The organism is Streptomyces sp. NPDC057694 (genome assembly GCF_042799415.1).
In the GTDB taxonomy this organism is placed as follows: Bacteria; Actinomycetota; Actinomycetes; order Streptomycetales; family Streptomycetaceae; genus Streptomyces.
In genome coordinates this window covers 400,271-413,968 of record NZ_JBHVIX010000004.1, presented here as the reverse complement: position 1 = coordinate 413,968, position 13,698 = coordinate 400,271, and the positions used below count along the sequence as shown (strand labels likewise).

The window sequence follows — 13,698 nt, the reverse complement described above, 5'->3', positions numbered from 1 at the left end:
TCTCTACCTCTTAGGAGCTTCACTGCCATGCCCCGTACCCGCTCCATCCGCCGCGCGGTCCTGCTCCCGTCGGCCGCCGCCCTTACCGGAGCCCTGCTGCTCAGCGCCTGCGGCAGCGACAGTTCCGACGACGACGGCAGCGGCAAGGCGAAGGCGGCCTCGGAGACGACCCGGCAGATCACCGACGCCCAGGGCCGCAAGGTCGAGGTGCCCAGCGACCCGCGGAAGGTCGTCACCCTCAGCGAGCCGACCACGGACGCCGCGCTCGCCCTCGGCGTCGACCCGGTCGGCACGACCGCGGGCCGCGGCCAGAAGGGCGTCTCCAGCTACCTCGCCGACAAGGCCTCCTCGGCCCAGGTCGTCGCCACCGTCGCCGAGGCCGACATGGAGAAACTGGCCGCGCTGCAGCCCGACCTGATCCTCCTCGACGAGACCACCGGCGCGAAGAAGACCGTCGACAAACTCCAGAAGATCGCGCCGACCGTCGTCACCGCCAAGCTCAACGAGGACTGGAAGCAGGCGTTCACCGACACCGCGAACGCCCTCAACAAGAAGTCCGACGCCGAGAAGTGGCTGACCGACTTCGACACCCAGGTCGCCGACACCAAGAAGAAGCTCGGCGACAACGCCGGCACCTCCGTCTCCGTCATCCGCTGGCAGGACGGCGCCCCCTCCGTCGTCGGCAAGGGCGAGGGCCACGTCGGCTCCACGCTCAAGGCCCTCGGCCTGGACCGGCCGAAGGACCAGCAGGGCGCCTCCACCGGACACAGCGAGCCGGTCTCCCTGGAGAAGCTCTCCACCATCGACGGCGACTGGCTGTTCTTCGGCGTCCTCGGCAGCAAGGCGGACGGCGACAAGGGCTACGCCGAGGCCCGGAAGGTCACCAACTTCAGCAAGCTGAACGCCGAGAAGGACGGGCACGTCGTCGTCATCGACGGCTCCGCCTGGAACAGCGCCGGCGGCCCGCTCGCCGCGCAGGTCGTCCTCGACGACATCAAGGAGGCGCTCGCCAAGTGATATCCGTCCCCGACACCGGTACAGCCGAACTGACCGGCCGGCTCGCCCTCGTCACCGGGGCGGGCCGGGGGATCGGCGCGGCCGTGGTCGCCGCACTCGCCGGGCGCGGCGCCCGCGTCCTCGCCACCGACCTGGACGCCGGTGCCGTCTCGAAGCTCGCCGCGGAGTACGCGGATGATCGCGTCGTCGCCCGTGCCCTCGACGTCACCGACTCCGCGGCCGTCGACGCCCTCGTCGCCGACGCCGAAGCCACGCTCGGCCCGCTGGACATCGCCGTCAACGTCGCCGGAATCCTGCGCAGTTCACCCGCGGTCGACCTCACTGACGACGACTGGGCCGCCACCTTCGCGGTCAACACCCACGGCGTCTTCCACGTCTCCCGGGCCGTCGCGCGCCGGATGACCGCACGCGGTCGCGGCAGCGTCGTCACCGTCGCCTCGAACGCCGCCGGTGTGCCCCGCGCGGGCATGGCCGCCTACGCGGCCTCCAAAGCGGCCACCGCCATGTTCACCAAATGCCTCGGACTCGAAGTCGCCGCGCACGGCGTCCGCTGCAACACCGTGTGCCCCGGATCGACGCTCACCGACATGCAGCGCGGCATGTGGGAGTCGTCCGGCGTCGACGTCGCCGCCGCGCAGCGCTCCGTCATCGACGGGGACCTCGCCGCTCACCGGACCGGGATTCCGCTCGGCCGGATCGCCGACCCCACCGACATCGCGGAGGCCGTCGCCTTCCTCGCCTCGGACCGGGCCCGGCACATCACGATGCACGACCTCTACGTCGACGGCGGCGCGACGCTTCGCGCTTAGCGGGGGCGGGTGTTCGTGTGCCGGGTGCGCTTGTTCTGCGAGCGCGGCTTGCGTCGCGGCTGATCGCGCAGTTCCCCGCGCCCCTGGGTTGTCGGTCGGGTACGGGCCGGTGGCCGCTTCTCGCGCCGTTCCCCGCGCCCCTGAGGCATGCGCTGCGCGCAGCCTCCCCTGAAGGCCGCAGGCCTTTCAGGGGCGCGGGGAACTGCGCGACCAGCCACGACGGACCCGCACCCGACCACGAAGTCCCCCCATCGCCGACCTACCCCCACAGGAGGCACCATGACCACGACCGTTCACGAACCCACGACCACGGCGGCCGCGCAGCCGACCACCCTGCTCGACGACTACCGTCCGGCCACCGACCGCCTCATAGCCACCCCGCACCACACCCTCCTGGGCCACGGCACCCTCGCCGAACTGCCGCACGACGAGACCCCGTTGACCACCCGCGTACGGAACCTCCTCGACGAGGCCCGCCGCCGCACAGGCGAACGGCAACCCATCGTGCTCGGCGCCCTCCCGTTCGCCCCGGACGCCCCACCCGCGCTGGCCGTCCCCGAACACGTACGCAGAGCACCCGCGTTGGAGACGGATCCCCTGATCGCGCTGCCGGTACCGATCACCGGGAACGCCGCCGACTGGCAAGTGCGCGAGGTACCCGCGCCGGAGGCGTACTCCGCAGCCGTGGCCGCCGCCGTCGCGCGCATGCGGGCCGGCGAGTTCGACAAGGTGGTCCTCGCGCGGACCCTGGAACTCACCGCCCCGCACGCCCCCGACCTCCCCGCGATGCTGCGCAGGCTCGCCCGCCGCGACCCGTCCGGCTACACGTTCGCCGTGCCCACGGCCCCGGGCCGCACCCTGATCGGCGCGAGCCCCGAACTCCTCGTAGCCCGCCGGGGAGCGAACCTCACCGCCAACCCCCTCGCGGGCTCCGCGCCCCGCAGCGCCGACCTCGCCGAGGACGTCCGCCGGGCCGCCGCGCTGCTCGAATCCCCGAAGGACCTGCACGAACACGCCGTCGTCGTGGCCGCGGTGCGCGAGGCCCTCGCCCCGTTCTGCCGCACCATCGACGTGCCGGAGCGCCCCACCCTCGTCCGCACGGCCGCGATGTGGCACCTGTCGACGACCGTCACCGGTGAACTCATCGACCCCGACAGCACCACCGCCCTCGACCTCGCCTGCGCCTTGCACCCGACCCCGGCCGTCTGCGGCACCCCGACCGCCGTGGCCCGGCAGGTGATCGCCGAGTCCGAACCGTTCGACCGCGGCGCCTACACCGGCATGGTCGGCTGGCAGAACGCGGCGGGCGACGGCGAATGGGTCGTCACCATCCGCTGCGCCGAGGCCGAGGGCAACACGCTGCGCCTGTTCGCGGGCGCCGGAGTGGTCGCCGCGTCCGCGCCGGAGGCGGAGACGGCCGAGACCGGCGCCAAGTTCCGTACGTTCCTCAACGCCGTGGGGGCTGCCCTGTGACCGCCGACGCCACGACCCCGGGGACGGATGCGCCCACCTGGCCCGCCGAGTTCGCCGAGAAGTACCGCGCGGCCGGCTACTGGCGCGGCGAGACCTTCGGCGGCGTGCTGCGCGAGCGCGCCGAGAGCCACCCCGAGCGGATCGCCCTCGTCGACCCGGCACCCGCCCGGCGCACCTGGACCTACCGCGAACTCGACGAACGCGCGGACCGGCTGGCCGCCGGGTTCGTCGCCCGCGGCATCGGCAAGGGGGACCGCGTCGTCGTCCAGCTGCCGAACACCGGCGAGTTCATCGAGGTCGTCTTCGCCCTGTTCCGCATCGGTGCCCTGCCGGTGTACGCGCTGCCCGCGCACCGCGAGACGGAGATCGGCTACTTCTGCGCGTTCACCGAGGCCGTCGCGTACGTCATCCCGGACCGGCACGCCGGATTCGACCACCGGACGCTCGCCACCACGGTCAAGGAGCGCACCCCGTCGCTGCGGCACGTCTTCGTCGTGGGCGACCCCGGCGAGCACACCGAGCTGTCCGAAGTGCCGTGCGAACCGGTCGAGTTGACCGGACCCGCGCCGCACGAACTCGCCTTCCTCCAGCTCTCCGGCGGCACCACCGGCCGCCCGAAACTGATCCCGCGCACCCACGACGACTACCTGTACTCCCTGTGGGGATCGAACGACATCTGCGGCGTCGACGCCGACACCCGCTTCCTCGTCGTCCTCCCCGCCGCCCACAACTTCCCCATGAGCAGCCCGGGATGGCTCGGCGCGCTCTACGCGGGCGGCACCGTCGTCCTGTCCCCGGGCACCGACCCGGACACCGCGTTCCCGATCATCGCCGCCGAACGCGTCACCATGACCGGGCTCGTCCCGCCGCTCGCCCTCGTCTGGACCCAGGCAGGCCCCGACACCCGGCACGACCTGTCCTCGCTCGGCCTGATCCTGGTCGGCGGCGCCAAGTACAGCGAGGCCGCCGCCCGCCGGCTCACCCCCGCGCTCGGCAGCAGGCTGATGCAGGTCTTCGGCATGGCCGAGGGACTCGTCAACTACACGCGCCTGGAAGACGATCCGGAGACAGTCGTCACCACCCAGGGCCTGCCCATCTCCCCGGACGACGAGATCCGCGTCGTCGACGACACCGACAGGGACGTCCCCGAGGGCGAGTTCGGGCATCTGCTCACCCGGGGCCCGTACACCATCCGCGGCTACTGGCGCGCCCCCGAGCACAACGCCCGCTCCTTCACCGCCGACGGCTTCTACCGCACCGGCGACATCGTGCGCCGCACACCCAGCGGCCACCTCGTCGTCGAGGGCCGCGCCAAGGACCAGATCAACCGGGGCGGCGAGAAGATCGCCCCCGAGGAGATCGAGAACATCATCCTCGCCCACCCCGCCGTGCACGACGTCTCCCTCGTCGCCGTCCCCGACGAGTACTTGGGCGAGCGGTCCCTCGCCTACGTCATCCTGCGCCCGGACGCCGAGCCCCTGAAGCCCGTCGCCGTCAAGCGGTTCGTACGGGAGCGGGGCGTGGCCGCGTACAAGGTGCCCGACCTCGTCGAGTTCGTCGACGTCTTCCCGCAGACCGGCATCGGCAAGACGGCCAAGAAGCAGCAGCGGTCCACCGCCGAGCAGCACTGAAAGACCTGGAGATTCCCCATGGCGCTCCCCGCCATCGCCGCCTATCCGCTCCCGGCCCCGGCCGAACTCCCCGCCAACCGGGTCTCCTGGACGGTGGACCCCGCCCGCGCCGTCCTCCTCGTCCACGACCTCCAGCACCACTTCCTCGCCAAGTACCCGCAAGGACAGCAGCCGTTGACCGGCATGCTCGACAACTCCGCCCGGCTGATCGAGGAGAGCCGCGCCCTCGGCGTCCCCGTCGTGTACTCGGCACAGCGCGGCGGCCAGAGCCCCGAGGAGCGCGGACTCCAGCTCGACTTCTGGGGACCCGGCGTCGCCGACGACCCGCAGGCCCTCGCGACCCCGGACCAGGTCGCGCCCCGGGACGGCGACACCGTCCTCACCAAATGGAAGTACAGCGCCTTCGTGCGCACCGAACTCGCCGACCTGATGGCCGAGGCGGGCCGCGACCAACTGGTGATCGTCGGCGTCTACGCCCACATCGGCGTCCTCATCAGCGCCTGCGACGCGTGGATGCGCGACATCCAGGCGTTCGTCGTCGCCGACGCCGTCGCCGACTTCACCCGCGACGACCACGACATGGCGCTGCGCTGGGCCGCCGGCCGCTGCGCCGTCGTCACCACGACCGACACCCTCATCGAGGAGGTACGGGCCGCATGACCCTCACCGTGGAACAGATCCGCACCGACGTCGCCGACTGCCTGGGCGAGGACCCCGCCGACATCCCCCTGGACGAAAATCTCGTCGACCACGGCCTGGACTCCGTCCGCGTCATGACCCTCCTCGAACGCTGGCGCCGCGACCACGGCGTGACGGCGTCCTTCGTCGACCTCGCCGAACAGCCCGCCGTCGAGGCCTGGGCGAAGATCCTGGGGGTGAGCGCCGCATGACCCCCGTCATCAGCCCCGACACCGTCCGCCGCGATCTCGTACTGCCGCTCACCGCCGCCCAGCTGGGCATGTGGTTCGCCCAAGCCCTCGATCCGCTCAGCCCCGCGCAGAACACCGCCGAGTACCTGGTGATCGAGGGCGAGCTCGACCCGGAGCTGTTCGCGCGAGCCCTGCGCCGGGTCGTCGCCGAGGCCGACGCGCTGCGCGTCCGCGTCGAGGACACCCCCGACGGACCACGCCAACGCATCGCCTCCGATGTCGAGTTGCCGCTCACCGTCCACGACGGACTGACCGAGGACGAGGCCGTCGCCCGGATGCGCGCCGACCTCGCGACCCCCGTCGACCTCGCCGCCGGACCCCTCTTCGCGCACGCCCTCTTCCGCGTCGGCGAGCGCCGCTGGCTGTGGTACCAGCGCATCCACCACCTCGTCATCGACGGCTTCGGCCACTCCCTCCTCGTCCGCCGCACCGCCGAGGTGTACACGGGACTCGTCCGCGGCGACGAGCCCGCCCCGCGCACCTTCGAAACCCTCGCCGACCTGCTCGCCGCCGACGCCGAATACCGTGCGTCCGACGCCTTCGACGCCGACCGCGCCCACTGGGGCGAGGCCTTCGCCGACCGCCCGGAAGCGCCCCGGCTCGCGGGCCGGGGCGCCCTGCCGTCCCGCACCTTCCACCGCCGTACGACGACGGTCGCACCCGAGGTCTGCGACCGGCTCCGCGACCTCGCCGCCCGCACCCGCGCCACCTGGCCGGACGTCCTCGTCGCCGCCCAGGCCCTCTACACCGCCCGCGCCACCGGCCGCGCCGACGTGGTCCTCGGCCTGCCGATGATGGGCCGGATGGGCTCCGTCGCGCTGCGCGTACCCGGCATGGTCATGAACGTCCTGCCCCTGCGGCTGACCGTCGCACCCGACGCCACCTTCGCCCAGCTGGTCCGCCAGGTCGTCCTCGGCATCCGCGCCGTACGCCGCCACCAGCGCTACCGCTACGAGGACATCCGGCGCGACCTCGGCCTCCTCGGCGAGCAGCGCGGCCTGGTCGGACCGCTCGTCAACGTCATGCCGTTCGACTACGGCGTCGACTTCGCCGGCGCCCCCGCCACCGCCCACAACCTGTCCGCGGGCCCGGTCGACGACCTCACCGTCAACATCTACGACCGTGCCGACGGCCGCGGCCTGCGCATCGACCACGACGGCAACCCGGCCCTCTACGACGAGACCGACCTCGCCGCGCACCAGGCCCGCTTCGTCCACCTGCTGGAGCGTCTCGCCGACAGCGACCCCGAGGCCCCGCTCGCCACCCACTCCATCGCCACCCCCGCCGAACTCCACCTCGTCCTCGACGAGTTCAACCGCACCGAACACGCCCTGCCGCCCACCACCCTCATCGGCCCGATCGAGGCGCAGGCCGTCCGCACCCCCGACGCACCGGCCCTCGTGTACGGCGACACCACCCTCACGTACGCCGAACTCGACAGCCGTGCGAACCAGTTGGCCCGCCATCTGCACACACTCGGCGCCACGCCCGGCGCACTGGTCGCCGTCTGCGTGCCGCGCTCCGTCGAGCTGATCGTGACGCTGCTCGCCGTCCTGAAGGCGGGCGCCGCCTACCTGCCGCTCGACCCGGACTACCCGGAACAGCGCCTGGCGTACATGCTCGACGACGCCGCGCCCGTGTGCGCCGTCACCGACCGCGCCGGGCGCCTCCCCGCCGACACGGCCACGCCCCTGGTCGTCCTCGACGGCCTCGACGTCTCCGCGTACCCCACGGTGAACCCGGCCCGCGCACTCACGCCCGCGCACCCCGCGTACGTCATCTACACCTCCGGCTCCACCGGCCGCCCCAAGGGCGTCGTCGTCCCGCACTCGGCGATCGACAACCGGCTGCGCTGGATGCAGCACACCTACGGGATCGGGGCCGGCGACCGGGTGCTCCAGAAGACGCCCTCGTCGTTCGACGTGTCCGTCTGGGAGTTCTTCTGGCCGCTGCGGGAAGGTGCGACCCTCGTCGTCGCCGAGCCCGGCGGCCACAAGGACCCCGCCTATCTGGCCCGCCTCGTCCGCGAACAGGCCGTCACCACCTGCCACTTCGTGCCGTCGATGCTCCAGGTGTTCCTCGCCGGACCGGACGCCCCCACGTGCGCCGCCGCGCTGCGCCGCGTGTTCTGCAGCGGCGAGGCACTGCCCCGCGAGACCGCGACCGCCTTCGCCCGCACCCTGCCCGGCGTCGAACTGCACAACCTGTACGGCCCGACGGAGGCCGCCGTCGACGTCACGTACCACCCCTGCGACCCGGAGGACACCGGACCCGTACCGATCGGGCGGCCCGTCTGGAACACCCGTCTGTACGTCCTCGACCCGGCGGGCCGCCCCTGCCCGCCCGGCATCGTCGGCGAACTCTTTCTGGCCGGACGTCAGTTGGCCGACGGCTACCTCAACCGGCCCGAACTGACCGCCGAGCGCTTCGTGCCCGACCCCTTCCGCGGCGGCCGCATGTACCGCACCGGCGACCTCGCCCGCTGGACCGAACACGGCGAGGTCGAATACCTCGGCCGCACCGACCATCAGGTGAAACTGCGCGGCCAGCGCATCGAACTCGGCGAGATCGAAGCGGCCCTCGCCGCACGGGAAGGCGTCGACGGAGCGTGCGCGCTCGTCCGTGACGACCGGCTCGTCGGCTACGTCACGGGCACCGCCGACCCCACCGCCCTGCGCGCGGCCCTCGCCCGCGAACTGCCCGAGCACATGGTGCCCTCGGCGATCGTGCCGCTCGACGCGTTCCCGCTCAGCCCCAACGGCAAGCTGGACCGCCGCCAACTCCCCGCCCCCGTCTACGCGGGCGGCACCGGCGCACGCCCTCCCGCGAACGCCCGCGAGGAGACCCTCACCCGCCTCTTCGCCGAGATCCTCGACACGGCGCAGGCGGGCCCCGACGACGCGTTCTTCGACCTCGGCGGCACCTCACTGCTCGCCGTGCGCCTCGTGGCCCGGATCCGCGAGGAACTCGGCGTGGACCTCACCATCGGCTCGCTCTTCGAGGCCCCGACCCCGGCCGCCCTCGCCGCCCGCATCGACGACGGCGGCCCGGCCGGGACGGACGCCCTCGGCGTCGTCCTGCCCCTGCGCACGGACGGCACCCGGCCACCCCTGTTCGCGATCCACCCGGCGGGCGGCATCTCCTGGTGCTACGCGGGCCTCACCGCCCGCCTCGGCCAGGACCAGCCCGTCTACGGCCTCCAGGCCCGCGGCCTGACCTCCGACGCCCCGCTGCCGCGCACCCTGTGGGACCAGGCGGCGGACTACGTGAGCGAGATCCGCGCGATCCGCCCGCACGGCCCCTACCGCCTCGTCGGCTGGTCCGTCGGCGGCATCCTCGCCCACTCGGTCGCCGTACTGCTCCAGGAAGCGGGGGAGAAGGTCGAACTCCTCGCGCTGCTCGACGCGTTCCCCGCCGAGCAGTGGCGCGAACGCCCCGCCCCCGAGGAGGGCGACGCGCTCACCGCCGTCCTGCGCATGGCCGGTTTCGAACGCGGCGCCGAGCGCACCCGCGCCGACGTCCTCGCCACACTCCGCAAGGCGGGCAGCCCCCTGGCGGGCATCACCGACCGCACCCTGTCCCGCATCGTCGACATCGTCCCCCACCACGCCCGCATGATGCGCGAGCACACCCACCGCCGCTACGACGGCGACGTCCTCTTCGTCACGGCGGCGGCCCCACGCCCCGAGGACTGGCTCACCCGCGAGTCCTGGCGCCCCCACGTCACCGGCCGCCTCACCAACCACGACCTGCCCTGCACCCACCCGGAACTCCTGAAGGACGGCCCGGTCGACGAGATCGCGACTGCGCTGACACTGCGCCTCAAGGAACTGGAGGCCGACCCCATCTGAGATGCGGTACCCGGGCGCACTCCGTACCGTGCCCGGGTGACCGACACCGACCGAGAACGACTGCGCCGCACCTTCACCGAGGCCGCCGAGACCTACGACCGGGCCCGCCCCGGCTATCCACCGCAGCTGTACGACGACCTGGCGGCGCTCGCCGGGGCGGGGCCCGGCTGCCGGGTTCTCGAACTGGGCTGCGGCACCGGCCTCGCGACCGTGCCGCTCGCAACCCTCGGCTGCCGGATCGTCGCCGTCGAACTCGGCGCCGAACTGGCGGCGGTCGCCCGCCGCAACCTCGCGGAGCACCCCCAAGTCACCTTCGAGATTGCCGCGTTCGAGGACTGGTCGCTGCCGCCCGAGCCCTTCGACCTGGTCCTGGCCGCGACGTCGTTCCACTGGATCGATCCCGCCGTGCGCGTCGCCAAATCCGCCGCCGCGCTGCGCCCCGGCGGGCTGCTCGCGACCGTGTCGACGCACCATGTCGCGGGCGGCACGGAACAGTTCTTCGTCGACGTACAGGCCTGCTACGAACGCTTCGACCCGGCCACACCGCCGGGCCTGCGGCTCACCGCCGCCGCCGACATCCCGTACGACACCCAGGAGTCGCCCGGCCGCAACGCCGAGCAGGGCAACGCGGCGCTGCCCGGCGCCGAACGGTTCGAGCCGCCGCTCTTCCGCCGCTACACACGCGACCTCACCTTCACCACCCGGCAGTACCTCGACCTGCTGTGCACCTTCTCCGGCACCCGCGCCCTCGCCCCGGACGCCCGCGCCGGACTCCTCGACTGCGTCGGCCGGCTCATCGACCGCACCTACGGGGGCAGCGTCACCAAGCGGTACCTGACGGAACTCCGGCTGGCCCGGCGCACGGCCTGAGCCCGCCGGCCCGGCTCGACGCGCTCACCCGCCGCGCGGCACAGTGAACACGTGCACCAGGCACACACAAGGGAGTCGAAGGCATGAGCGCACCGACCGACAAGCTGACCGTGGCCGTCCTCGGCACCGGGATCATGGGCGCCGCGATGGCCCGCAACATCGCACGGGCCGGGCACACCGTCCGCGCCTGGAACCGCAGCCGCGCCAAGGCCGAACCGCTGACCGCCGACGGCGTGCACGTCACGGACACCCCCGCCGAGGCCGTCACCGGCGCGGACACGATCCTGACCATGCTCTACGACGGGCCGGCCGCCCTGGACGTGATGGAGCAGGCCGCCGGCGGGCTGCGCCCCGGCGCCGCCTGGATCCAGTCCACGACCGCGGGCATCGAGGGCGTCACCCGGCTGGCCGACTTCGCGGACCGCAACCGGCTCGTCTTCTTCGACGCGCCCGTGCTCGGCACCCGCCGCCCCGCCGAGGAAGGGCAGCTGCTCGTCCTCGCGGCGGGACCCGGCGAGCACCGGGACGCGATCGCCCCCGTCCTGGACGCCGTCGGCACCCGCACCGTGTGGACCGGCGAGGACGGGGCGGCGGGCAGCGCCACCCGGCTCAAGCTCGTCGCCAACAGCTGGGTCCTGGCCGCGACCAGCGCCGCCGGAGAGGTCCTCGCCCTCTCCGAGGCGCTCGGCGTCGACCCGGACGATTTCTTCTCCGCCATCGACGGCGGCGGCCTCGACATGCCGTATCTGCGGATGAAGGCCGCCCTGGTGCGCGAGGGCAACCTCACCCCGGCCCAGTTCGCCGTGAGCACCGCCGCCAAGGACGCCCGGCTCATCGTGGAGGCCGGCCGCGCGGGCGGCGTCCGCCTCGACGTCGCCGAGGCGAGCGCGGCCCGCTTCGCCCGCGCCGCCGAGCAGGGCCACGGCGACGAGGACATGGCGGCCGCCTACTACGCGTCGTTCGACGAGGACGGCCACCGGCACGGCGAGCGGTCCTGAGCGGACCCGGCACTCATCCGTCCGGCGCCGCAGCGCCCTCCGTCATGGCGCGGGCGCGGCCGGTCGGTCGACCGGGGCTCCGGCCTCCGGGACCTGCGCCAGGGCCCGGGGCCAGGCGGCCTTCTCGCGCGTCGCCTCCCGCTCCGGGGACGTCGCCCACCGGAAGGTGAGCTGCGCGACGGTCGCCTGCGGCAGCGCCCACGCGCCACGCACGAGATCGAGCTCCCGTTGCAGTTTCCGGGTCGACACCTGGAGCCGGCGCGCCGCCCCGTCCTGGGTCTCGCCCTCGGACAGGGCCCGCAGGATCGCCCGCTGCAACTGGCTGAGCAGCCCGCCCTCCGGGCTCTGCCCGCGCACCCGGCGCTGTCCGTGCCACGGGCTGGCCCGCCGCCACTCCTGCTCGAACGCGTGCTTGCAGAAGGCCACCATCGCCCGGTCCGTGATGATCCAGGCCGCGCCCTCCGGGGCGTCGCGCACCACGTAGTCGGAGATGACCGCGACGCGCTCGTCGACGATGATGACCCGCTCGAAAGGGTCCGCGAGGGTACGGAAGTGCACGCCGCGCGGCGCCATCGTCGACGCCCACTCGCAGGTCACCACGTCGTCGCGGACCGCGTCCTGATAGAGCGTCCGGTAATGCACCCCGCGGTCGAGGGCCGCTGTGTCGCGCGGGACGCCGATGTCCATCTGCTCCCGGGTCCGCGGCCCGTGCGGGTGCGCGCCCAGCAGCTCCGAGCGGGCGGACGCGAGGATCGCCCCGATCCGTTCGTTGACCTCCGCACGGTCCGACAGGAACTCCGAACCGGTCGTCCCGGCGGCCCGGGTACGGGACTGGGCGAACGCCAGGTTCAACTGCTCGACCGCGCCGGGCAGTTCCATCAGCATCCGGGTCTGCTCCTGAAGGTGCACCAGCGCCTCTTTGGCGACCGACCAGGCGGCCGCCGTGGGCGGTAACGGCACCGGACGCGCCCCGTCCTCGCTCACCCCGACCATGCCCCACGCCCGTAACTGCGCGAGCGCCTCGCCGTCCCCGGGGCCGAAGGGCCGGCCGGTCGACAGTCTCCCGTACAGGTCGACCGCGGCGGCCGACAGGGCCTGTCCCGGCAGCGCGCGACCGCGCGCCTCCTCGGGTGCGGTGCTCTCTCCCACCCAACCCTCCGTCAGGGTCAACGCCGATCGGCCGCAGGCCTGTTGGCGTACCTACGCCAGGCAGCAAGACGACAGCGGATTCGATTGCGGCCGCGCCGCCGCATGGGCCACATTCTATGCGTGGGGCCCCTCCCGGTCCCTGCGAACAGTCTTCTCACAGGCGCCACCGACCCCGTGAGTCCGGAAGGACAACGATGACCCACATGGCACGCCGTATCGGAGCCCTCATCGCCCTCACCGTCGCCGCCCTGGCCGGCGTGGCGCACGCGCAGTCGGCGCATGGAGCGGCTACGACGACACGTGCCGACAGTGTGTGGCTGGCGCCCGCCGACCCGCAGCCGGCCAACGAGCCGAACCAGGCGACCGCCCCGGCCAATGAGCCGAACCAGTCGATCGTGCCGATGGACTCCGTCTGGTAGACGCCCCCTCAGAGCCACCTCTCCAGGGGCTCGGGCGGCCTGCACTTTCCGTGGGGGGAAGCACTGTGCAGGCTGCCCGAGCCCCGCACCTGTGCCCGGATCCGGGCGCGGTGCGGGGGCTCAGCCGAGCCGGGGGATCTCGATCGCCGGGCACCGGTCCATCACCATCTCCAGCCCCGCCTCGCGCGTCCGCGCGTACGCGTCCTCGTCGATCACGCCGAGCTGGAACCACACCGCCTTCGCGCCGATCTCCACGGCCTCGTCGGCGACCCGGCCCGCCAGGTCGCTGTTGACGAAGACGTCGACGACGTCCACGGGGAAGGGGATGTCGGCGAGCGAGGCGTACCCCTGTTCGCCGTGGACGGTCTCCGCCTTCGGGTGGACCGGGACGATCCGCTTGCCGAAGCGCTGGAGGACCGCGGCGACGCCGTACGCCGCCCGTGCCTGGTTCGCGGAGAGGCCGACCACGGCCCAGGTGTCTCCGGAGTCGGTGAGGATCTTGCGGACCGTGGCCTGGTCGCCGTACATGACTGCCTCCTGTGAGCGGGAGCC

General features: G+C 73.1%; 12 protein-coding genes. 10 read left to right on the top strand and 2 right to left on the bottom strand.

What is annotated here, in order from left to right:
* Window positions 1-27 precede the first annotated feature (27 nt).
* From ACFVDP_RS14030 to ACFVDP_RS13990, 9 genes are all read left to right on the top strand, one after another.
* Window positions 28-1,017 (top strand): ABC transporter substrate-binding protein, encoded by a 990-nt coding sequence (locus ACFVDP_RS14030; RefSeq protein WP_383488317.1) that lies wholly within the window; start codon window positions 28-30, stop codon window positions 1,015-1,017.
* On the top strand, window positions 1,014-1,826 hold the full coding sequence (locus tag ACFVDP_RS14025) for a 2,3-dihydro-2,3-dihydroxybenzoate dehydrogenase (protein WP_383488314.1): 813 nt from the start codon (window positions 1,014-1,016) through the stop codon (window positions 1,824-1,826). Before ACFVDP_RS14030 ends, ACFVDP_RS14025 begins: the two co-directional genes overlap by 4 nt.
* A 279-nt stretch (window positions 1,827-2,105) precedes the next feature.
* The gene (locus ACFVDP_RS14020; protein WP_383488311.1) at window positions 2,106-3,299 is read left to right on the top strand and encodes an isochorismate synthase; all 1,194 of its coding nucleotides are present in this window, start codon (window positions 2,106-2,108) and stop codon (window positions 3,297-3,299) included.
* Window positions 3,296-4,930 (top strand): (2,3-dihydroxybenzoyl)adenylate synthase, encoded by a 1,635-nt coding sequence (locus ACFVDP_RS14015; RefSeq protein WP_383488308.1) that lies wholly within the window; start codon window positions 3,296-3,298, stop codon window positions 4,928-4,930. The genes ACFVDP_RS14020 and ACFVDP_RS14015 overlap by 4 nt, the downstream gene beginning before the upstream one ends.
* 18 nt (window positions 4,931-4,948) lie before the next feature.
* Complete coding sequence (locus tag ACFVDP_RS14010) at window positions 4,949-5,590, top strand: isochorismatase family protein (RefSeq protein WP_383488305.1); 642 nt, start codon at window positions 4,949-4,951, stop codon at window positions 5,588-5,590.
* Window positions 5,587-5,820, top strand: coding sequence for a phosphopantetheine-binding protein (locus tag ACFVDP_RS14005; protein WP_383488301.1), 234 nt, complete (start codon window positions 5,587-5,589; stop codon window positions 5,818-5,820). The genes ACFVDP_RS14010 and ACFVDP_RS14005 overlap by 4 nt, the downstream gene beginning before the upstream one ends.
* The gene (locus ACFVDP_RS14000; RefSeq protein WP_383488297.1) at window positions 5,817-9,710 is read left to right on the top strand and encodes an amino acid adenylation domain-containing protein; all 3,894 of its coding nucleotides are present in this window, start codon (window positions 5,817-5,819) and stop codon (window positions 9,708-9,710) included. Before ACFVDP_RS14005 ends, ACFVDP_RS14000 begins: the two co-directional genes overlap by 4 nt.
* A 36-nt stretch (window positions 9,711-9,746) precedes the next feature.
* A complete protein-coding gene (locus ACFVDP_RS13995) occupies window positions 9,747-10,580 on the top strand; it encodes a class I SAM-dependent methyltransferase (RefSeq protein ID WP_383488294.1) in 834 nt (277 codons plus the stop codon).
* 83 nt (window positions 10,581-10,663) lie between these two features.
* Entirely contained in the window at window positions 10,664-11,578 is a 915-nt protein-coding gene (locus tag ACFVDP_RS13990) for an NAD(P)-dependent oxidoreductase (RefSeq protein WP_383488291.1), read from the top strand.
* A 42-nt stretch (window positions 11,579-11,620) separates the two neighbouring features.
* On the opposite strand, the gene ACFVDP_RS13985 is transcribed toward ACFVDP_RS13990, so the two are convergent.
* Entirely contained in the window at window positions 11,621-12,727 is a 1,107-nt protein-coding gene (locus ACFVDP_RS13985; protein ID WP_383488289.1) for a hypothetical protein, read from the bottom strand.
* Between the two features lie 203 nt (window positions 12,728-12,930).
* Between ACFVDP_RS13985 and ACFVDP_RS13980 the strand changes: the two genes are divergently transcribed.
* The gene (locus tag ACFVDP_RS13980; protein WP_383488286.1) at window positions 12,931-13,146 is read left to right on the top strand and encodes a hypothetical protein; all 216 of its coding nucleotides are present in this window, start codon (window positions 12,931-12,933) and stop codon (window positions 13,144-13,146) included.
* Between the two features lie 120 nt (window positions 13,147-13,266).
* Here ACFVDP_RS13980 and ACFVDP_RS13975 read toward each other — a convergent pair whose 3' ends face one another.
* Window positions 13,267-13,674 carry a CoA-binding protein gene (locus tag ACFVDP_RS13975; RefSeq protein ID WP_383488283.1) on the bottom strand — a complete coding sequence of 136 codons (408 nt, stop codon included), beginning with the start codon at window positions 13,672-13,674 and terminating at the stop codon, window positions 13,267-13,269.
* Window positions 13,675-13,698: the final 24 nt, after the last annotated feature.

Bases quoted from the DNA above. Each gene is read 5' to 3' on its own strand.
- ACFVDP_RS14030 (WP_383488317.1), top strand. From the start codon at position 28: ATGCCCCGTACCCGCTCCATCCGCCGCGCGGTCCTGCTCCCGTCGGCC.
- ACFVDP_RS14020 (WP_383488311.1), top strand. From the start codon at position 2,106: ATGACCACGACCGTTCACGAACCCACGACCACGGCGGCCGCGCAGCCG.
- ACFVDP_RS14010 (WP_383488305.1), top strand. From the start codon at position 4,949: ATGGCGCTCCCCGCCATCGCCGCCTATCCGCTCCCGGCCCCGGCCGAA.
- ACFVDP_RS14005 (WP_383488301.1), top strand. From the start codon at position 5,587: ATGACCCTCACCGTGGAACAGATCCGCACCGACGTCGCCGACTGCCTG.
- ACFVDP_RS14000 (WP_383488297.1), top strand. From the start codon at position 5,817: ATGACCCCCGTCATCAGCCCCGACACCGTCCGCCGCGATCTCGTACTG.
- ACFVDP_RS13990 (WP_383488291.1), top strand. From the start codon at position 10,664: ATGAGCGCACCGACCGACAAGCTGACCGTGGCCGTCCTCGGCACCGGG.
- ACFVDP_RS13980 (WP_383488286.1), top strand. From the start codon at position 12,931: ATGGCACGCCGTATCGGAGCCCTCATCGCCCTCACCGTCGCCGCCCTG.
- ACFVDP_RS13975 (WP_383488283.1), bottom strand. From the start codon at position 13,674: ATGTACGGCGACCAGGCCACGGTCCGCAAGATCCTCACCGACTCCGGA.